Origin of the sequence: Streptomyces sp. NPDC088553 (assembly GCF_044752965.1) — a bacterium.
Classification (GTDB): domain Bacteria; phylum Actinomycetota; class Actinomycetes; order Streptomycetales; family Streptomycetaceae; genus Streptomyces.
This window is the reverse complement of the sequence record NZ_JBIVMG010000007.1, coordinates 207,489-227,058: the sequence shown is the minus strand read 5'-3', so window position 1 is coordinate 227,058 and position 19,570 is coordinate 207,489. Positions and strand designations below refer to the sequence as shown.

The following is a 19,570-nucleotide window of genomic DNA, read 5'->3' as shown; positions in this document are numbered from 1 at the left end:
CACACTGCCACGATCCCCGACCCCCCGAGGAGCGGCCCGAAAGATGGACCTCTCGATGGACCTCTTCAGCCCGCAGGCCGCTCCGGCCGAGTGGCTGGTGATCGCCACCGGCGTCGCCGCCCTCGCCGTCACCGCGCCCCGCCGCATATGGCTGCTCGCCCGCAACGCGATCACCATCGCCCACGAGGGCGGCCACGGCCTCGTCGCCCTCGCCACCGGCCGGCGCCTCGAAGCGATCCGGCTGCACTCGGACACCAGCGGACTGACCGTGAGCCGCGGCCGCCCGACCGGCCTCGGCGTGGTCCTCACCCTGGCCGCCGGCTACCCCGCCGCCCCGCTGCTCGGCCTGGGCGGCGCCGCCCTGCTGGGCACCCATCGGGTGACCCTGCTGCTGTGGGTGGCGACGGCCCTGCTCCTCGCGATGCTCGTGATGGTCCGCAACGCCTACGGGATCCTCACCGTCCTGCTCACCGGCGCCGCGTTCCTCCTCGTCTCCTGGCTGACCTCCCCCGAGGTCCAGTCGGTCTTCGCGTACGCCGTGGTCTGGTTCCTGCTGCTCGGCGGCATCCGCCCGGCCTTCGAGCTCCAGCTGAAGCGGCGCCACGGCGGCGCCCCCGACTCGGACGCGGACCAGCTCTCGCGGCTCACCCATGTGCCCGCCGGAGTGTGGCTGGTCTTCTTCCACGCGGTCGCGATCTCCGCCCTGATCGGCGGCGGGCGCTGGCTCCTGGGCTTCTGACTCCCCCGTACAGTGAGTCCATGACCGCAGCCACCACCGCGCACACCGACCCGCCCACCGACCTCTGGCCCGCCCCGTATGCCCGCGGCGCCGTCGACGCGACCGTCACCGTGCCCGGATCGAAGTCGGTCACCAACCGCGCCCTGGTGCTGGCCGCGCTGGCGTCCGAGCCGGGCTGGCTGCGCCGCCCGCTGCGCTCCCGCGACACCCTCCTGATGGCCGAGGCGCTCCGCACCCTCGGGGTGAGGATCGAGGAGGGCGTGGGCCCCGACGGCTCCGGCGAGGCCTGGCGGATCATCCCCTCCCCGCTGCGCGGCCCCGCCACCGTCGACGTCGGCAACGCCGGCACGGTGATGCGCTTCCTGCCCCCGGTCGCGGCGCTCGCCGACGGCCCCGTGCGCTTCGACGGCGACCCCCGCTCCCACGAGCGCCCGCTGCACGGCGTGATCGACGCGCTGCGCGCGCTCGGCGCCCGCGTCGACGACGAGGGCCGCGGCGCCCTCCCCATGACGGTGCACGGCGCCGGTGGCCTGGACGGCGGCACCGTCGAGATCGACGCCTCCTCGTCCTCCCAGTTCGTGAGCGCCCTGCTGCTGTCCGCGCCCCGCTTCAACCAGGGCGTCGAGGTACGGCACGTGGGGTCGCGGCTGCCCTCGCTGCCGCACATCCGGATGACGGTCGACATGCTGCGCGCGGTCGGCGCCCAGGTCGACGAGCCGGAGCACGGCGGTGCCCCGAACGTGTGGCGGGTGGCTCCCTCCGCGCTGCGCGGCCGGGACCTGGTCGTCGAGCCCGATCTGTCGAACGCGCAGCCGTTCCTGGCGGCGGCCCTGATCACCGGCGGCCGTGTCACGGTCCCGGACTGGCCGGCGCGAACCACCCAACCCGGTGACGCGCTGCGGGAGATCTTCACCGAGATGGGTGGCTCCTGCGAGCTGACCGATGCGGGCCTGACCTTCACCGGTACGGGCCGGATCCACGGCATCGACGTGGACCTCGGCGAGGTCGGCGAGCTGACGCCCGGCATCGCGGCGGTCGCGGCCCTCGCGGACTCCCCGTCGACCCTGCGCGGGGTCGCGCACCTCCGGCTGCACGAGACGGACCGGCTGGCGGCGCTCACCAAGGAGATCAACGAGCTGGGCGGCGACGTGACCGAGACCGAGGACGGTCTCCACATCCGCCCGCGCCCGCTGCACGGCGGCGTCTTCCACACGTACCACGACCACCGCATGGCGACGGCGGGCGCGATCATCGGCCTCGCGGTCGAGGGCGTGGAGATCGAGGACGTGGCCACGACGGCGAAGACCTTGCCCGACTTCCCGAGGATGTGGACCGAAATGCTCGGGGCCTGAACCATGCGGCGTTACGGCAAGCACACCGACGAGGACGACATCCGCCAGCGGCCCAACCGCAAGGGCACCCGTCCCCGCACCACGATCCGCCCGAAGCACGAGGACGCCGTCGAGGGCATGGTCCTCACCGTCGACCGCGGCCGGCTGACCGTCCTGGTCGACGACCGGGCGGTGACCGCGATGAAGGCGCGCGAGCTGGGCCGCAAGGCCGCCGTGGTCGGCGACCGCGTCTCGCTCGTCGGCGACCTGTCCGGAGAGAAGGACACCCTCGCCCGGATCGTGCGGATCGGTGAGCGCAGCTCGGTGCTGCGCCGCACGGCCGACGACGACGATCCGTACGAGCGGGTGGTCGTCGCCAACGCCGACCAGCTGGCGATCGTCACCGCCCTCGCCGACCCCGAGCCGCGCCCGCGTCTGATCGACCGCTGTCTGGTCGCCGCGTACGACGGCGGCCTCACCCCGCTGCTCGTCCTCACCAAGTCGGACCTGGCGCCGCCGGACGACCTCCTCGACATGTACGGCGCGCTCGGTGTGCCGTACGTGGTGACCACGCGCGACGAGTTCGTGGACGGGGTCGCCGCCGAGCGGGTCCACGAGCACCTCAAGGGCCGGACCACCGCGTTCGTCGGGCACTCCGGCGTCGGCAAGACGACCCTGGTCAACGCCCTGGTCCCGCCGGAGCGGCGACGGACCACCGGTGTCGTCAACGCGGTCACGGGCCGCGGCCGGCACACCACCACCTCCGCGCTCGCCCTGCCGCTGAACGACAAGGAGGGCGGCTGGGTCATCGACACCCCGGGCGTCCGCTCCTTCGGTCTGCACCACGTCGACCCGTCCCGGGTCATCCTCGCCTTCCCCGATCTCGTACCGGGGACGGAGAACTGCCCGCGCGCGTGCAGCCACGACGAGCCGGACTGCGCGCTCGACGCGTGGGTGGCGGAGGGGCACGCCGATCCGGCGCGGCTCGTCTCGCTGCGCCGCCTGCTGGCGACCCGGGAGCGGCGCGAGGGCGACTGAGTCGCTGAGCCCCCGAGCCGCTGAGGCACCCTTCCTGGACCGTCCCGCCGGGCCGCCCGCGTTTGCGGGCTGCCGCGCCGTACGCGTTTACGGACGACCACGATCGGTAAGTGCATAATCGCACCAAGTGCGACGAAGCAGTCACCGACGGCGTGGGAGGCACTGACGATGGCGTGGCTGCTGGTGGTGGTGGCGGGCTTTCTGGAGACGGGGTTCGCGGTCTGCCTGAAGCTCTCGCACGGGTTCACCCGGCTGTGGCCGACGGTCGCGTTCGCGATCTTCGCCCTGGGCAGCTTCGGCCTCCTCACGCTCGCCCTGCGCAAGCTCGACGTGGGTCCCGCGTACGCGGTGTGGACCGGGATCGGGGCGGCCGGGACGGCGATCTACGGAATGATCTTCCTCGGTGACGTGGTCTCCACGCTCAAGATCATCTCGATCAGCCTGGTCATCGCCGGCGTGATCGGGCTCCAGCTGTCCGGCTCGGCGCACTGATCGTCCGCCCGCCGCTCCTCCAGGGCGGGGATCGCGGGCGCCACGACATGGCTGAGGGCCAGCCGGACCGCGAGTTCGCAGCCCACCGCCCACGACTCCTCCGCGCAGGCCACGGTCGCCGCCACCAGCTCGCCGGGCGCCGGCGGCCCCTCGTCGGCGCGGCGCTGCGCGGGGACGGCCGCGGGCCGCGCCCCGGGCCTGGCGGGCCGGGGCGCGGGCAGCCGCTCGTCCCAGGCGCCGGTGAGCAGGGCCCGCAGCACGGGCCGGGAGGCGGCCCGGGCGACGATCCACTCGGCGACGACGACCAGGTTCCGCTCGGGCGGCGCCGGGGCGGCGAGCAGTCGCCGGACGCCCTGGAGATAGGCGTCGGCCTCGCGGCGCGCCAGGGCGCGGGCGAGGCCCTCCTTGCTGCCGAACTCGTTGTAGAGGGTCTGCCGGGAGACCCGGGCGGCCACGGCGAGGTCGGCCATGCGGACGGCGGACCACGACCGGTGCGCGAGCGCGGCGAGCGCGGCGTCGAGCAGGGCCTCGCGGGCAGTCGGCATCGGCGCCTCCCGGGCCGGGGAATCGTTTCCGTGCTCAGCGTCGGCAGGGGCCCCCGCACTGTCAAGGGGCGCCGGTGGACGGTTCTCCGCGCGGGGATCACACGGAGATAGAGTGCCGACCATGGCCGATTACCACGATGATCTGCGTCTCGCCCATGTCCTCGCGGATGCCGCCGACGCGGCCACCATGGACCGGTTCCAGGCGCTCGACCTCAAGGTCGAGACGAAGCCGGACATGACTCCGGTGAGCGAGGCCGACAAGGCCGCAGAGGAACTGATCCGGGGGCAGCTCCAGCGCGCCAGGCCGCGCGACGCGATCCTGGGCGAGGAGTACGGCGTGGAGGGCTCGGGCCCGCGCCGCTGGGTGATCGACCCGATCGACGGTACGAAGAACTATGTGCGCGGGGTGCCCGTCTGGGCGACCCTGATCGCCCTGATGGAGGCCGGGGAGACCGGCTTCCAGCCGGTGGTGGGCGTGGTGTCGGCCCCGGCGCTCGGTCGGCGCTGGTGGGCGGCGAAGGGCCTCGGGGCGTACACCGGGCGCAGCCTCGCCTCGGCGAGCCGGATCGGGGTCTCCAAGGTCGCCTCCCTGGAGGACGCCTCGTTCGCGTACTCCTCGCTGAGCGGCTGGGAGGAGCAGGGCCGCCTCGACGGTTTCCTGGATCTCACGCGCGCGTGCTGGCGGACCCGGGCGTACGGCGACTTCTGGCCGTACATGATGGTCGCCGAGGGCTCGGTGGACATCTGCGCGGAGCCGGAGCTGTCGCTGTGGGACATGGCCGCCGTGGCGGTCGTGGTCCAGGAGGCGGGCGGTACGTACACCGGGCTCGACGGCCGCCACGGCCCGCACAGCGGAAACGCGGCGGCCTCGAACGGCCTGCTCCACGGCGAGCTGCTGAGCTATCTCAACCAGGAGAACGCGGCGGGCTGAGCCTCCGTCGCCCGGTAGAACGCCCGCGTTCGAGCGCCCTCGACACTCCCCGGAGGCGCCTCGCGCGCCCCCTTGTCGGGCCCCTCCCCCGGTGCCACTCTGAGAGTCCCCCCACTTGTGAACTTGTGAATCGGTTCTCGTTGAACGCGGGAACGTTTCACCAAGGAGGTGGCTCCGCCCATGCTCGTCCGCGACGCCATGAGCACCGTGGTCCTCACCATCGGCCCCGCACACACCCTCCGACAGGCCGCCCGGCTGATGACGGCGCGCCGCGTCGGCGCGGCCGTCGTCCTGGACGGGGACGCCGGGATCGGCATCCTCACCGAACGGGACATCCTCAAGTCCCTGGCACGCGACCAGAACCCCGACACCGAGACCGCCGACGCCCACACCACGCACGACGTCGTCTTCGCCGCCCCCACCTGGACACTGGAGGAGGCGGCCGAGGCCATGACCCACGGCGGGTTCCGTCACCTCGTGGTCCTCGACGGCCACGGTCCCGTCGGCATCGTCTCGGTGCGGGACATCATCCGCTGCTGGATCCCGCTGCACAGCGTCGCGGGATGACGCGGGAGCGGGCCGGACTCCGTACGGAAATCCGGCCCGCTCCCTCTTTCGGCAGGCGCCCTCAGCCGCGCAGGGCCTGGATCGCGGCCTCCAGCCGCTTGCCGAAGTCTTCGTCCGCCCGGCGGAAGTTGTCGATCGCCCGCTCGGCGATGTCGTCGCGCGAGACCTTGGCGATGAAGCCGGCCAGGTTGTCGACCAGGCGGCCCTTCTCGTCCTCCGACATCAGCCGGTAGAGGTCGCCGGCCTGCCTGAAGTCGTCGTCCTCGGCGTGGACGGCGGCGGCGTGGTTGCCGGTGGCGCCGGTGACCGGCGCGGACCGCCACAGCGGCCGGTCCGTCTGGGACGGGCCGCCGAAGGAGTTCGGCTCGTAGTTCTTCGCGCCCTTGTGGCGGCCGTCGTAGAGGAAGCCGTCACGGGAGTGGGTGCGCGCCTCGGTGGCGTGCGGGCGGTTCACCGGCAGGTGGTCGGCGTTGATGCCGACGCGGTAGCGGTGGGCGTCGCCGTAGGCGAAGAGCCGGCCCTGGAGCATCTTGTCCGGGGACGGGCCGATGCCGGGCACGAAGTGCGCCGGACTGAAGACGGACTGCTCGACCTCCGCGAAGATGTTCTCCGGGTTGCGGTTGAGCTCCAGGGTGCCGATCTCGATCGGCGGGTAGTCCGCGTGCGGCCACACCTTGGTGAGGTCGAACGGGTTGAAGCGGTACTGCGCGGCGTCGGCCGCGGGCATGATCTGGACCTGCACGGTCCAGGTCGGGAAGTCGCCGCGCTCGATGGCCTCGCGCAGGTCGCGCTGGTGCGAGTCCGGGTCCTCGCCGGCGAGGACGTCGGCCTCGTCCTGGGTGAGGTTCTTGATGCCCTGGTCGGTCTTGAAGTGGTACTTGACCCAGAAGACCTCGCCGGCCTCGTTGTTCCACTGATAGGTGTGCGAGCCGTAGCCGTTCATGTGGCGGTACGAGGCGGGGATGCCGCGGTCGCCGAAGAGCCAGGTGACCTGGTGGGTCGACTCCGGGGAGAGGCCCCAGAAGTCCCAGACGTTGTCCGCCTCCTGCGAGCCCGTGTACGGGTCGCGCTTCTGGGTGTGGATGAAGTCGGGGAACTTGATGGCGTCCTTGATGAAGAACACCGGGGTGTTGTTGCCGACGAGGTCGTAGTTGCCCTCCTCGGTGTAGAACTTCAGCGCCCAGCCGCGCGGGTCGCGCACCGCGTCGGCCGAACCGAGGTTGCCCGCGACCGTGGAGAAGCGCAGGAACGTCTCGGTCTGCTTGCCGACCTCGGAGAGGAACGCGGCACGCGTCCACCGCGAGACGTCACGGGTGAGCGTGAAGGTGCCGTAGGCGCCCGCACCGCGCGCGTGGACCACGCGCTCCGGGATGCGCTCACGGTTGAAGTGGGCGAGCTTCTCCAGCAGGAGCTGGTCCTGGACGAGGACCGGCCCGCCGACGCCCGCCGTCTCGCTGTTCTGGTTGTCGGCGACCGGCGCGCCGGCCTCCGTGGTGAGCGGTCCCTGCGTCACGTGCGCCTCCTGCGTCCTGCCCTGTGTGCCGTACAGAATCCTACAATGGACATTGTCCAAGTCAAGTGAACATCCAAAGTCACACCTGTTCGGGAAGCCGAAGGCGCGACTGTTACCCTGGCCCCCATGAGCGACCTGTTGGAACGACTGCGCGGACGCGGCTGGCGGATGACCGCGCAGCGACGCGTCGTGGCCGAGGTCCTCGACGGGGATCATGTGCACCTGACCGCCGACGAGGTCCACGCGCGCGCCGTGGCGCGCCTTCCCGAGATCTCGCGCGCGACCGTCTACAACACGCTGGGCGAGATGGTCACCCTCGGCGAGGTCCTCGAGGTCGCGACCGACGGACGCGCCAAGCGCTACGACCCCAACGCCCACCGACCGCACCAGCACCTGGTCTGCGGCCGCTGCGGCGCGATCCGGGACGTCCACCCGGTCGGCGACCCGCTGGCGGACCTGCCGGACACCGAGCGCTTCGGCTTCACGATCTCGAACGTCGAGGTCACGTACCGCGGCATCTGCCCGAGCTGCGCGACGACCGCCTGACGTCACGAGGAAGGCCCCCGCTCCGGCGGGGGCCTTCCTCGTGACGTCGCGTCGCGGGAACGACGAAGGCCCGGATCCAGTGACTGGATCCGGGCCTTCGTTGCTACTGAGTAGCGGGGACAGGATTTGAACCTGCGACCTCTGGGTTATGAGCCCAGCGAGCTACCGAGCTGCTCCACCCCGCGTCGGTAAGCCCGACTCTACGGGACGCCGCGCGACCAGCGCAAATCCATTACCGCGCGGCCCTCACGCCGCCGTCACGCGGTCAGCTCCTGATGCAGCGCCTCGCTCAGCCGCGCCGCCCGCTCCGCGACCTCCGCGGGACCCAGCTCCACCGCGCGGGCGCACCAGCGGCGCCCCTCGGTCAGCTCCCCGCGGCGCGCCGCGAGCAGCGCGAGCCGGAGCGCGGCGCGCCCGTGGCCGGCCCGGGCGGCCCGGGTCCACCAGAGGGCGGCCTCCCGCTCACTGCCCTCGCGGGCGAGCAGCAGCCCGAGGTTGAAGGCGCCGTTGCGGCTGCCGGCCTCGGCCGCCTCGCGGTACCAGCGGTCGGCCTCGGCCAGGTCGCCGCGCCCGGCGGCGAGCATGCCGACCCGCACCTGGGCACGCCGGTGGCCCTGCTGGGCCGCCCGCTCGTACCACTCCTCGCACTCGGTCTTCTCCTCCCGGGGCGCGCCGAGGACGGCCGGTCCCGGGTCGGGGCGACGCGCGTCGAGCACCGAGGCGAGCCGGAAGGCGGCCTCCGCGCTGCCGCCGCCGGCCGCGCAGCGCAGGTGCCGCTCGGCGGTGCGCTCGTCGCCGTCCCGGAGGGCGGCGATGCCGACCTGGAGGGCGGCCTCGGTGTGCCCGGCGGCCGCCGCCCGCTCGTACCAGACGAGGGCCGTACGGTCGTCGTCGCGGCCCGCGTGGAGGATGCCGAGGTTGAACGCGGCGTCGACGCTGCCCGCCTCGGCGGCCTTGGAGAACCAGGGCTCGGCGCCGTTGGCGTCGCCGGCCTGGAGGAGCAGCACGGCGAGTGCGTTGGCGGCCTCGCGGTGGCCCGCGTAGGCGGCCCTGCGGTACCACTGCTCGGCCTGCGGGATGCGGTCCTGGGCGGCGCAGAGCAGCCCGAGGTTGTAGGCGCCGTTCACGTCGCCCGCGTCCATGGCGGCCCGGTACCAGCGCTCGGCGGTCTGCTGCTCGCCCCTGGCCGCGTGGAGCGCTCCGAGGGCGTTGGCGGCGTTGCCGTCGCCGTCCTGGGCGGCCCGCAGCCACCACACGGCGGCGCTCTCCTCGTCGCCCGCGTCACGGAGCAGGAAGCCGAGCGCGCAGGCTGCCTTGGCCTCGCCCTCCTTGGCGGAGCTGAGGTACCAGCGGCCGGCCTCCTTGAGCTCGCCGCGGTGCTCCAGGATCGCGCCGAGGTGGAGCGCGGCGCGCCGGTGGCCGCGCGCGGCGGCCTGCCGGAACCACTGCTCGGCCTCGGTGGGCTCGGCCCCGGGCTCGCCGGCGGCCCGTCCGGCCGCGGCGTCGGTGCCCGCGGCGGCCGGGGCGGTGGCGGGCGCGCCGGTGGGCACGAGCGCGCCGGTGCCGGGCACCCGGAGCCGGGTGCCGGTGTCGTGCGGGCCGCGGGTGGTCTCGGTGGCGCGGCGCTCCAGGGCGAGGGCGAGCCGGTACGCGGCCTCGCGGTGGCCCTGTTCGGCGGCGGCGCGCAGCCAGCGCTCGGCGCCGACGTCGCTGCGGTGCTCCAGGAGGTCGGCGAGGGCGTACGCGCCGAGGGCGTGGCCCTGCTCGGCGGCCTGGCGCAGCCAGTACTCGGCGGCCGGCTCGTCGCCGCGCTCGCGGTGGTGGCGGCCGAGGGCGTGGGCGGCGGGCGCGGAGCCGGCGACGGCGGCGACCCGCCACCAGCCGGCGGCCTCTTCGGCGTAGCCGCGCTGGTGCAGCAGGACGCCGAGGTTGTTGGCGGCGGCCCGGTCGCCCTCGGCGGTGGCACCGCGCAGATAGGGCTCGGCGCCGTCGAGGTCGCCGCGGCGCAGCAGCAGCGCGCCGAGCGCGCTCATCGAGGCGAGGTCGCCGCGCTCGGCGGCACGCCGGTGGCGGGCCTCGGTCTCGGTCTCGTTCTCGGCATCGGTCTCGGCGGTGGTGTCGACGGCCGCATCGACGGCCCCTACTGCCTCGATGATCTCGTCCGCGGCGTTCCTGGCATGCCGCTGCACAAACCGCCCTGTCTCCAACAGAGTTGCCCTGTCCCCCATAAATACCATCGTCGCACCACCCGCAACCCGAGCACACCTGGTATACCGCAGCCAGTGAGGTCACTCAGCGTTTTGTCGACATGCCCACAGAGAGACAAGTCAAACACGACTCACGCCAACTCGCCCCTTCCCTACCGCTCTTCGGGCCCCGCGCGCACGCCGACACACGACGAGGGCCCGGATCCTTATGGATCCGGGCCCTCGTCCTCTGAGTAGCGGGGACAGGATTTGAACCTGCGACCTCTGGGTTATGAGCCCAGCGAGCTACCGAGCTGCTCCACCCCGCGTCGGTAAACCAACCGTACCACGGTCGCGGGGTGGAAAACCTCAGGTCAGCCGCTTGATCCCGTCGGCTTGAGCTTCGCACCGGCCTCCGCGGCGCGCTGGAGCGCCGCCTGGAGGTCCTCCTGGGCCTTGCCGTACGCCGTCCAGTCGCCCTTCGCCAGCGCCGCCTCGCCCGCGTCGTACGCCTTCTGGGCGTCCGAGATCGCCTGCTTGAGCGCGGCGTCGTTGGACGCCGGCGGCGGGTTGGTGGTGCCCGGCGGGGTCGTCGGCGAGGTGGGCGGCGGCGTGGTCGGCGCGTCCACCCCGAAGACCGCGTTGAGCGCCTTGGTGAGGTTGTCCTCGAACACCGTGGTGTCCTTGGTCGTGTCACCGTTCGGCTGGTCCGCGTCCACGTACGACACCGCGACCTTCTTCAGGAGCGGGTAGAGCGCGTTGCGTCCCTGGGCGTACACCGGTTCCACGTACAGGAATCCGCCGTCGAGCGGGACGGTCAGCAGGTTGCCGTACTGGATGTCGGAGTCGGCGCCCTTCATGTCCCGGACGAAGGTGGCGACGGAGGGCAGCCCGTTGAGCTTGCTCTGCACCTGCGCCGGACCCGGCACGTCCTCGGTGACCCTCAGCAGTCTCAGCCGGCCGTACTCCTTGCTGGTGGCGTCGGCGTCGACCGCCATGAAGCCGCCCAGGTTGGGCCGCCCGTTCGGCGTGAACGTCGTCGTCAGCGAGAAGCGCTGCGCCGTGTCCCCGGGCATCTTCATGCTCAGGTAGTACGGCGGAACCGCGTTGCCGTCCTTGTTGGTCGGGTCGTCCGGCACCTGCCAGGCGTCCGAGCCGCTGTAGAACTGCGCGGGGTCGGTGACGTGGTAGCGGGTCAGCAGCTCCCGCTGGACCTTGAACATGTCCTGCGGGTACCGCAGGTGCCGCATCAGGTCGCCGCCGATCTCGGACTTGGCCTTGACCGTGCCCGGGAACGCCTTCATCCAGGTCTTCAGGACCGGGTCCTGGGTGTCCCACTGGTAGAGGTTCACCGAGCCGTCGTAGGCGTCGACGGTGGCCTTCACCGAGTTGCGGATGTAGTTGACCTGGTTCTGCTGGGCGACGACCGCGCGCTGCTGGTTCCCGACCGTCAGCGAGTCGGCCGTGGTGTCGCCGAGCGTGGTGCGCGAGGCGTACGGGTAGCCGTTGGTCGTCGTGTAGGCGTCGATGACCCACTGGATCCGGCCGTCGACGACCACCGGGTAGGCGTCGCCGTCGATGGTCAGCCAGGGCGCGACGGCCTCGACGCGCTCCTTGGGCGTGCGGTTGTAGAGGATCCGCGAGCCCTCGCCGATGGCCCCCGAGTAGAGGATCTGCGGCTCGCTGAACGCGACCGCGTAGGCGGCGCGGTTGAACGTGTTGGAGAGGTTGACCCCGCTCTTGCCCTCGTAGCTGGTGGTCTTCTCGCCGTTCTCCTCGTAGTCCAGCTCCTTCTGCGGTCCGCCGACGATCGAGTACTGATCGGTCTTCTCGCCGTAGTAGATCTTCTGCTGGTACGTGCCGAGCATGCCCGTGGTCGGCAGTCCGGCCTCGGTGAAGACCGGGGAGCCGTTGGCGTCCGTCTGCGTGCCCGAGGCCATGATCGCGCCGTAGCCGTGGGTGTACGTGAAGTGGTCGTTGATCCAGTTCCGCTTCGGGATGCCCTTGATGTTGAGCTCACGGAGACCGACGACGGTGTCCTTGCCCGCGTACCGGTCCACGTCCAGGGTGGTCGGGAACTGGTAGTACTTCCGCTTCTGCTCCAGCTGCTGGAACGTCGGCGACACGATGTTCGGGTCGAGGACGCGGTAGCTGGCCGCCGAGTCGGCGTTGCTGCGCAGCTGGTCCTTGGCCTTCACCGTCGACTTGCCCGAGTAGTTCTCCAGCTTCGTCTCGTCGATCGCGTACGCCTTGCGGGTCGCGTCGATGTTCTTCTGGATGTACTGCGCTTCCTTGGCCTGCTCGTTCGGCTGGACCTGGAACTTCTGCACGATGGCCGGGTACAGGCCGCCGATCAGGATCGCGGAGAGCACCATCAGGCCGAAGCCGATCACCGGCAGCTGCCAGGTGCGGCGCCAGAGCGTGGCGAAGAACAGCACGGCGCAGATCGCGGCGATGCAGAACAGGATGGTCTTCGCCGGCAGGTAGGCGTTGGCGTCGACGTACCGCAGGCCCGTCCAGTTGCCGGTGGCCTTGAAGTCGCTGGACTTCACAGCCAGGCCGTACCGGTCGAGCCAGTACGCCACGGCCTTCAGCGCCACGAAGACACCGAGCAGCACCGAGAGGTGCCCGGTGGCCGCGGCGGTGGCACGCGCGCCCGGGCTGGTGATCCGCAGCCCGCCGTACAGGTAGTGCGTGAGCGCGGCGGCGATCAGCGACAGGACGACGGCGGCGAAGCCGAAGGCGAGCAGGAAGCGGTACCAGGGCAGGTCGAACGCGTAGAACGACACGTCGAGCCCGAACTGCGGGTCCTTCTCGCCGAACTTCACGCCGTTGACCCACATCAGCCAGGTGCGCCACTGGCCCGAGGCGGACGCGCCGGCGATCAGCGCCACCAGGGCGGTGACCGCCAGCAGCACCCACCTCTTGAACGGGGCCAGGCCCATCCGGTACCGGTCGAGGCTCTGCTGCTCCAGCGACATCGCGCTGAGCGGCGGCCGCAGCCGGTACGCCAGCCAGATGTTCAGGCCGACGGCGAGCCCCATCAGCAGACCGAAGACGGCGAAGAGACCGATCTTGGTCCACAGCGTGGTCGTGAACACGGACGAGTACTTGACCGAGCGGTACCAGAGCCAGTCCGTCCAGAACCCGGCGAACATCACGAACGCCATGGCCAGAACGGCCAGCACCCCGAGTGTCATGAGCAGGGTACGGGCCCGCCGGGACGGCCGGCCGACTCTCATCCTTGGCCCGGACGGGCTACCGCCGCGGTCCGGCATCTGGAAAGCCAACGTGCGCCCCTCGATGTTGATGCGTCTGAAAGCAGGCCCCGCGATCGTAGAGCCCAATGGTGCAACTTACTGAGGCTTTACCTAGTTCCCGTGTTCAGGGGAAGAGGAGGCAGGATATTGGTCATGTCCAACGTTTCCCCCTCCGGCCCGGCAATGGCCGCGAGCCCCCTCACCCGCGCGGTGCTCGAGATCGACGAGTACGCGGCGGGCCTCGGCTGGGACCAGCCGGCCCGTCTGTTCGCCCTGGTCGACACCGCACGGCTGCGCGCCAAGGAACCCGCGCTCGCCTCCCAGCTGGGCCTGGGTGACGATGCCACCGCCTACACCCCGATCGAGCAGGACAAGCTGCCGCGCGGGAAGCCCCTCGACGAATTCCTCGGCACGATCGCCTGGCCGGCGGGCGTGGCCGGCTGCGCCATGACGGTGGAGCGGCTCATGCTGCCCCCGTCGGCGGAGGCCCAGGTCCCGCAGGGCCTGAACGAGAAGCAGCTCGCCAAGTGGGTGGCCGCCCACCCGGACCGCCAGGAGGTACGGATGACCGTGGCCGTGCTGCGCGGCGGTGCCCGCGAGGCGGCGATCCGGCTCCGCGAGAAGGACACCGCGACCGAGGTCCTGACCGGCCCCGACCTGGTGCCGGGCCTCGCCGAGGCGCTGGCGGCGACCTTCGAGAGCTGACCTCCGCCCGACAGCGGAAGGGGCGCCCGGTCGGTGACCGGGCGCCCCTCCTCACGTACGGACGCGTCTCACGTATCGGCGCGTCTCACGTACGGACGCGGACTCAGCTCTTCGAGCAGCTCGGCAGGGACTTCGTGTCGCCCGCGCGGAGCTTCTCCAGGGACTTCGTGGCGTCGTCGATGGTGTCCACCTTGACCAGGGTGAGCCCGTCGGGCGTGTCCCGCACGGCGTTCTCGCAGTTGTCGGCCGGGGTGAGGAAGTACTGGGCGCCGGCGTCACGCGCGCCGACGAGCTTCATCTCGATACCGCCGATCGGGCCGACCTTGCCGTCGTCGTCGATGGTGCCGGTGCCGGCGATGAAGCGGCCGCCGGTGAGGCTCTCGGGGGTGAGCTTGTCGACGATGCCGAGCGCGAACATGAGCCCGGCGCTGGGGCCGCCGACATCGGCCAGGTTGATGTCGATCGTGAACGGGAAGACGTGGTCGGTACCGGCCTGGATGCCGACGACGGCCCGGTCGCCCTCCTCCGAGGTGGTGGTCGTGATGACCACCTTCTTCGTGACGGTGGGCTCCTCGCGGGCCTTCTCGGCGGCGGCCGCCTCCTTGGCGGGGACGATCGTGAACACGACGTCCTGGCCGGGCTTGCGCTTCACGACCTGCTTGGCGACATCGGCCTGCGCGGTGATCGCCACCCCGTCGACGGCCTTGATCACGTCACCGGCGTGCAGCTTGCCCTCGGCGGGCGAGCCCTTGATCACGGTGCCGACGACCACACGGGAGACGACCGGGATGTTCAGCTCCTTGAGGGCGGCCACCTTGGCGCTCTCCTGGGACTGGCTGAACTCCTCGGCGTTCTCCTGGCTCGACTGCTCCTCGGTCTTGCCGTCCGGGTAGAGCGTGTCGTGCGGCACCACCACGTTGTCGTGGGCCAGCCAGCCGTAGACCGCCTCGACGGCGTTCATCTTGTAGTCCGCGCTCGTCACACGGACCGTCGTCATGTTGAGGTGCCCGTCGGTCGGGTAGGTCTTGCGCCCATCGATGTGCAGGACGGGCTCTCCCCTGGCCTCGCCGAGGGTGTTGACCGTGGGGCCCGGGCTCATCTCCGCGTACGGCACCGGGATCAGGACGCCCGCGATGAGCAGACAGATCAGGACCAGGGTGGAGGCGAGCATCGTCGCGGTGCGGCGTGGCATGGAACGACAGTACGGGACTCGCCTGTGGGTGCACCCCTGGGGCGGTCCGTACGAGGCGGGTCGGCGTCAGCTCGACGGCGAGGTGGCGGCACCGCCCGCGGCGGCGGCCGGCTCGCGCTCGGCACGAGCGGAATCGGGGGTCGTGGTGTGGCCGCGTTCCATCGCGTCCCGGAAGCGTGCGTATCCGGCGAGTTCGGCCACGTCACCTATCGTCTTGTTCCTCGAAGCCCAGCTTCCCCATATCGCCGCGCCGACGACTGCGAAAAGCGGAATCAGCAACCAGGCCAGCGCTGCCATCCCGACCTCCCATCCCCAGTGAGTTGATCAGCAGACTGTGTCATCTGTGAGACCAACGCTCGCGCCTGGGGGGCGGTTACGCAAATCGGGCGTTCGGCTACGCCCTGTCGGCGCGTCGGCTTGCCGCCCTGGCAGGCGCCGACCCTCCCCCAGCCTTCGGCCGGGGGGACCCCCTAACCAGGGGTGGCGGGCCTCAGCAAGCGCCGACCCTCCCCCAGCCTTCGGCCGGGGGGACCCCCGAACCAGGGGTGGCGGGCCTCAGCAAGCGCCGACCCTCCCCCAGCCTTCGGCCGGGGGGACCCCCAAACCAGGGGTGGCGGGCCTCAGCAAGCGCCGACCCACTCCTCTGTGCCGTCCGAGAAGGTCTGGTGCTTCCAGATGGGGACCTCGTGCTTGAGGTCGTCGATGAGCTTGCGGGAGGCCTCGAAGGCCTCGCCGCGGTGCGGGCAGGAGACGGCCACGATCACCGCGATGTCGCCGACGACCAGGTCACCCACACGGTGGATGGCGGCCAGCGCGCGGACCGGGTAGTTGGCGACGACCTTCTCCGCGACCCGGCGCAGCTCCGCCTCGGCGGTGGGGTGGCAGGAGTAGCCCAGACCGTCGACGTCGGCGCCGCCGTCGTGGTTGCGCACGGTGCCCACGAAGAGCGTCGTGCCGCCGGAGGCGTCGTCCCCGACCGCCCGGAAGACCTCGTCGAGGGAGAGCGGGGTCTCCCGGATCGCGAGGAGCTTGATCGGATCGGCGGCGGCCTGCTCGCCGGGGTGGTCAAACGACGTCGGTGCCATGCGTCCATCGTGCCGTACGCGCGCGCGATCCCGGAATAGCGGTTTCGACCGGTCGTCGGCGGGCTCCGTAGGAGGGTCCTACAGGCCGCCGTGACCCCTCCCGGTCAGATCCCCCGCCGCTTCCGCATCTGCCGGACGAGCGCCGCCGTACCCAGCAGGGCCACCGTCGCACCCGCCGCGCCCGCCGCCGTGGCGTCCTTGCGGCCCAGCCGGCGGCCGGCGACCGTGTGACGGCCCTCGACCTCCTCCAGGAGCGCCGCGAGGACCTCCTCGTTCGTCCACTTCGGCCGCCAGCCGGCGTCGTGCAGACGTCCGACGCTGACCACCCACGGGTGCATCGTGTACGCGAGGTCGCCCGCCGGAGACGGGGTGAGCCCGATCCGGTGGAGCCGGGCCGCGGCGCCGAGGGCGACGGCGGAGGGCAGCTCCATGCGCCGGATCCCGGAGAGCTCCTCCACCTCCTCCTGCTCGAGCCAGCCCTCGCAGCCGACCGCGAACTCCCCCTCGACCTTTTCGAGGGCCGCGTACTCCAGGGCGCTGACCAGGTCCTCCACGTGGCAGAACTGCCAGGTGGGCCGGGAGCCGGCGACGACGAGCAGCCGGGGCGACTCGAAGTAGCGGGTCAGCGCCGTGTCCGTACCGCCGACGAGGACGGCCGGGCGGACCACGGTGACGTTGAGGCCGGGGTGCGCGCGCGGGGCCCGGCGGCCGAGGCGCTCGATCTCCAGCATGTCGCCCACGCCGGTGGCCTCCGCCGTGGCCCTGAGCTCGGCGTCCTCGGAGAGCGGGATGTCGTTGTCGGGCAGCGCGCCGTAGACCATCGCGGAGGTGCACAGCACCACCCGGTGGACCCCGGCGGCGGCCGCGGCGGTCAGCACGGTCTGTGTGCCGCGCACGTTGTAGGCCGTCCGGGCGGCGGGGTCGGTCTCCAGGTCGAGATCGACCGCGAGGTGCACGACGACGTCCGCGCCGCGCAGCTTCTCGGCGATGGCCGGGTCGCGCACGTCGAGGATGTGCCAGTGCGCCTCGGCGACCTCGCCCCGGCGCTCGTCGATGGCGACGACCTTCTTGATCTCGTCGGACGCGGCGAGGCGCCTGGTCAGCAGGTCACCGACGCCGGAAGCGGCACCGGTGACCGCGACGACGGGGCCGCGCGCGGCGGACCGGGTTGAGAGGTTTCGCGCTCCGCGAACCTGTGGATCTGGGGAACTCACCGGGCGTCTCCAGCGGTTGTCTTCAGTACGTACACGGATGACGCGTACGGACCAGGTGGCGTCCATCCTGCCGCAGGGCACGGCCCGGCGGAGCACCGAGCCCATTTCCGGCCCGGATGTCTACGCTGGTGGTGTGCGGGGCCTGTCTGGACAGGCCCTGGTCGGGCAGTCGCCGTCGGCAGGAGGCCGGCGGCCCTACGAGCCGAGGAAACCTGTGAGTGACACCCCATTCGGATTCGGCCTTCCGCCGGAGGAGCCGGACAACGGCGACGAGGGCAAGAAGAAGGACCCCGCCGGAGGTGGCCAGGGGTCCGGTGGCCAGGCCGGCGGCAACCCGTTCGGGGCGAACCCGTTCGGCTTCGGCGGGCTGCCCGGCATGGGCGGGCAGGGCGGCGCGGACAATCCGTTCGCGGCGATGTTCGGGTCGCTGAACCCCAACGATCTCGGTGCGGCCTTCCAGCAGCTCGGCCAGATGCTGAGCTACGAGGGCGGTCCCGTGAACTGGGACATGGCCAAGCAGATCGCGCGCCAGGTGGTGGCCCAGGGCACCGCTGACGGCACCAAGGACGCCAGCGTGGGCCCGGCGGAGAAGGCCGCGGTCGAGGAGGCCGTGCGCCTCGCCGACCTGTGGCTGGACGGCGTGACCTCGCTGCCCTCGGGCGCGAGCACGGCCGTGGCGTGGAGCCGCGCGGAGTGGGTCGAGGCGACGCTGCCGGCGTGGCAGCAGCTCGTGGACCCGGTCGCCGAGCGGGTCGGCTCGGCGATGGGCGACGTCCTGCCGGAGGAGATGCAGGCCATGGCGGGCCCGCTGATCGGCATGATGCGCTCCATGGGCGGCGCCATGTTCGGCCAGCAGATCGGGCAGGCCGTCGGCGCGCTCGCCGGTGAGGTCGTCGGCTCGACCGATGTCGGTCTGCCGCTCGGGCCCGCGGGCCGGGCCGCGCTGCTGCCGCTGAACATCGAGGCCTTCGGCAAGGACCTGGGCGTGCCCTCCGACGAGGTGCGGCTCTACCTGGCGCTGCGCGAGGCCGCGCACCAGCGTCTCTTCGCCCACGTGCCGTGGCTGCGCGCGCATCTGTTCGGCGCGGTCGAGGGGTACGCGCGGGGGATCAAGGTCGACACCTCGAAGCTGGAGGAGGCGGTGGGCCAGCTCGACCCGACGCACCCGGAGCAGCTTCAGGAGGCCCTCCAGCAGGGCATGTTCCAGCCGGAGGACACTCCGGAACAGAAGGCGGCCCTGGCCCGTCTGGAGACGGCGCTGGCGCTGGTCGAGGGCTGGGTGGACGCGGTGGTCCACGAGGCCGCCAAGTCGCGCCTCACGTCGGCCGACGCGCTGCGCGAGACGCTGCGCAGGCGCCGGGCCTCGGGCGGTCCCGCCGAGCAGACCTTCGCCACGCTGATCGGTCTCGAACTGCGGCCGCGGCGGCTGCGGGACGCGGCGCGCCTGTGGGCGTCGCTGACCGACGCGCGCGGGGTCGACGGCCGTGACGGTCTGTGGGAGCACCCGGACATGCTGCCGACGGCGACCGACCTGGACGACCCGGACGGCTTCGTGCACCGCGAGCACCTCGACTTCTCCGAGATCGACAAGATGCTCGGCGAGGCGGCCAAGGGCGATGCCCCGGAAGACGGGGACGGCAAGGAGTGACTCTGCACGACGACGCGGTCCTCGTCCTCAAGGGGTACGAGGACCAGCCGGAGCTGCGCGACCTGTATCTGGCGCACCTGGACGCGCATCCGGACGGCATGTACAAGCCCTGTGGGGCCGGGCATCTGACCTCCAGCGCGCTGGTGGTCGACCCGGCGCGCGGGCGGGTGCTGCTGACCCTGCACAAGAAGCTGGGCATGTGGCTGCAGATGGGCGGTCACTGCGAGGCGGGTGACGCGACGGTCGAGGCGGCCGCGCTGCGGGAGGCCACCGAGGAGTCGGGGATCACGGGGCTGCTCCTGCTGCCGGGCGGCCCGGTGCGGCTGGACCGGCATCCCATCCCGGCGCCCTGCCACTGGCACCTGGACGTGCAGTACGCGGCGCTGGCCCCGGCCGGCGCGGTGGAGCAGATCAGCGAGGAGTCGCTGGACCTGCGTTGGTTCACGTACGACGAGGTGGCGGGCGTGGCGGACACGTCGGTGGTCCGTCTCCTGGAGAGCACGCTGGCGCGGCTGTCGTAGGGCACGCGCGCGTGAGGGGCGGTCGGCATGCCGACCGCCCCTCACGTCCGTCCGGTG

Annotated in this window: 18 protein-coding genes and 2 tRNA genes; 10 read left to right on the top strand and 10 right to left on the bottom strand. The window is 72.0% G+C overall.

The window, feature by feature from the left end:
• Positions 1-43: 43 nt before the first annotated feature.
• From ACIP8Z_RS24870 to ACIP8Z_RS24855, 4 genes are all read left to right on the top strand, one after another.
• Positions 44-739 carry a M50 family metallopeptidase gene (locus tag ACIP8Z_RS24870; RefSeq protein WP_402086960.1) on the top strand — a complete coding sequence of 232 codons (696 nt, stop codon included), beginning with the start codon at positions 44-46 and terminating at the stop codon, positions 737-739.
• A 20-nt stretch (positions 740-759) separates the two neighbouring features.
• On the top strand, positions 760-2,091 hold the full coding sequence (gene aroA / locus ACIP8Z_RS24865; protein ID WP_402086958.1) for a 3-phosphoshikimate 1-carboxyvinyltransferase: 1,332 nt from the start codon (positions 760-762) through the stop codon (positions 2,089-2,091).
• Positions 2,092-2,094: 3 nt separating this feature from the next.
• Positions 2,095-3,108 carry a ribosome small subunit-dependent GTPase A gene (gene rsgA, locus ACIP8Z_RS24860; protein WP_355962504.1) on the top strand — a complete coding sequence of 338 codons (1,014 nt, stop codon included), beginning with the start codon at positions 2,095-2,097 and terminating at the stop codon, positions 3,106-3,108.
• Positions 3,109-3,276: 168 nt separating this feature from the next.
• The gene (locus tag ACIP8Z_RS24855; RefSeq protein ID WP_319309953.1) at positions 3,277-3,600 is read left to right on the top strand and encodes a multidrug efflux SMR transporter; all 324 of its coding nucleotides are present in this window, start codon (positions 3,277-3,279) and stop codon (positions 3,598-3,600) included.
• Here the strand turns inward: ACIP8Z_RS24855 and ACIP8Z_RS24850 are convergent.
• Positions 3,492-4,145, bottom strand: a complete 654-nt coding sequence (locus ACIP8Z_RS24850) for a TetR/AcrR family transcriptional regulator (protein WP_402086955.1) — start codon at positions 4,143-4,145, stop codon at positions 3,492-3,494. The genes ACIP8Z_RS24855 and ACIP8Z_RS24850 overlap by 109 nt on opposite strands.
• Positions 4,146-4,266: 121 nt before the next feature.
• Here ACIP8Z_RS24850 and hisN point away from each other — a divergent pair, with 121 nt between their 5' ends.
• A complete protein-coding gene (gene hisN / locus ACIP8Z_RS24845; RefSeq protein WP_402086952.1) occupies positions 4,267-5,076 on the top strand; it encodes a histidinol-phosphatase in 810 nt (269 codons plus the stop codon).
• Between the two features lie 180 nt (positions 5,077-5,256).
• Positions 5,257-5,643: a cyclic nucleotide-binding/CBS domain-containing protein gene (locus tag ACIP8Z_RS24840; protein ID WP_402086950.1), complete on the top strand. Its 387-nt coding sequence runs from the start codon at positions 5,257-5,259 to the stop codon at positions 5,641-5,643.
• Positions 5,644-5,704: 61 nt separating this feature from the next.
• Here ACIP8Z_RS24840 and ACIP8Z_RS24835 read toward each other — a convergent pair whose 3' ends face one another.
• Entirely contained in the window at positions 5,705-7,156 is a 1,452-nt protein-coding gene (locus tag ACIP8Z_RS24835) for a catalase (protein WP_402086948.1), read from the bottom strand.
• A gap of 126 nt (positions 7,157-7,282) precedes the next feature.
• Between ACIP8Z_RS24835 and ACIP8Z_RS24830 the strand changes: the two genes are divergently transcribed.
• Positions 7,283-7,702, top strand: coding sequence for a Fur family transcriptional regulator (locus ACIP8Z_RS24830; protein ID WP_402086946.1), 420 nt, complete (start codon positions 7,283-7,285; stop codon positions 7,700-7,702).
• A gap of 111 nt (positions 7,703-7,813) precedes the next feature.
• Here ACIP8Z_RS24830 and ACIP8Z_RS24825 read toward each other — a convergent pair.
• From ACIP8Z_RS24825 to ACIP8Z_RS24810, 4 genes are all read right to left on the bottom strand, one after another.
• Positions 7,814-7,887 (bottom strand) — tRNA-Met (locus ACIP8Z_RS24825).
• A gap of 72 nt (positions 7,888-7,959) precedes the next feature.
• A complete protein-coding gene (locus ACIP8Z_RS24820; RefSeq protein WP_402086944.1) occupies positions 7,960-9,939 on the bottom strand; it encodes a tetratricopeptide repeat protein in 1,980 nt (659 codons plus the stop codon).
• 204 nt (positions 9,940-10,143) lie between these two features.
• Positions 10,144-10,217 (bottom strand) — tRNA-Met (locus ACIP8Z_RS24815).
• A gap of 45 nt (positions 10,218-10,262) precedes the next feature.
• Entirely contained in the window at positions 10,263-13,166 is a 2,904-nt protein-coding gene (locus ACIP8Z_RS24810) for a UPF0182 family protein (RefSeq protein WP_402087490.1), read from the bottom strand.
• A gap of 135 nt (positions 13,167-13,301) precedes the next feature.
• Here ACIP8Z_RS24810 and ACIP8Z_RS24805 point away from each other — a divergent pair, with 135 nt between their 5' ends.
• On the top strand, positions 13,302-13,853 hold the full coding sequence (locus tag ACIP8Z_RS24805) for a PPA1309 family protein (RefSeq protein ID WP_030320796.1): 552 nt from the start codon (positions 13,302-13,304) through the stop codon (positions 13,851-13,853).
• Positions 13,854-13,956: 103 nt separating this feature from the next.
• Here ACIP8Z_RS24805 and ACIP8Z_RS24800 read toward each other — a convergent pair whose 3' ends face one another.
• From ACIP8Z_RS24800 to ACIP8Z_RS24785, 4 genes are all read right to left on the bottom strand, one after another.
• A complete protein-coding gene (locus ACIP8Z_RS24800) occupies positions 13,957-15,045 on the bottom strand; it encodes a PDZ domain-containing protein (RefSeq protein ID WP_402086941.1) in 1,089 nt (362 codons plus the stop codon).
• Positions 15,046-15,111: 66 nt separating this feature from the next.
• Positions 15,112-15,342 carry a hypothetical protein gene (locus ACIP8Z_RS24795; protein ID WP_319309960.1) on the bottom strand — a complete coding sequence of 77 codons (231 nt, stop codon included), beginning with the start codon at positions 15,340-15,342 and terminating at the stop codon, positions 15,112-15,114.
• 323 nt (positions 15,343-15,665) lie between these two features.
• Positions 15,666-16,130 (bottom strand): molybdenum cofactor biosynthesis protein MoaE, encoded by a 465-nt coding sequence (locus ACIP8Z_RS24790; RefSeq protein ID WP_402086938.1) that lies wholly within the window; start codon positions 16,128-16,130, stop codon positions 15,666-15,668.
• Between the two features lie 104 nt (positions 16,131-16,234).
• Positions 16,235-17,344 carry an SDR family oxidoreductase gene (locus ACIP8Z_RS24785; protein ID WP_402086935.1) on the bottom strand — a complete coding sequence of 370 codons (1,110 nt, stop codon included), beginning with the start codon at positions 17,342-17,344 and terminating at the stop codon, positions 16,235-16,237.
• 214 nt (positions 17,345-17,558) lie between these two features.
• Between ACIP8Z_RS24785 and ACIP8Z_RS24780 the strand changes: the two genes are divergently transcribed.
• Both ACIP8Z_RS24780 and ACIP8Z_RS24775 read left to right on the top strand, forming a co-directional pair.
• Positions 17,559-18,992 carry a zinc-dependent metalloprotease gene (locus ACIP8Z_RS24780; RefSeq protein WP_402086932.1) on the top strand — a complete coding sequence of 478 codons (1,434 nt, stop codon included), beginning with the start codon at positions 17,559-17,561 and terminating at the stop codon, positions 18,990-18,992.
• Positions 18,989-19,513 (top strand): NUDIX hydrolase, encoded by a 525-nt coding sequence (locus ACIP8Z_RS24775; RefSeq protein WP_402086930.1) that lies wholly within the window; start codon positions 18,989-18,991, stop codon positions 19,511-19,513. Before ACIP8Z_RS24780 ends, ACIP8Z_RS24775 begins: the two co-directional genes overlap by 4 nt.
• Positions 19,514-19,570: the final 57 nt, after the last annotated feature.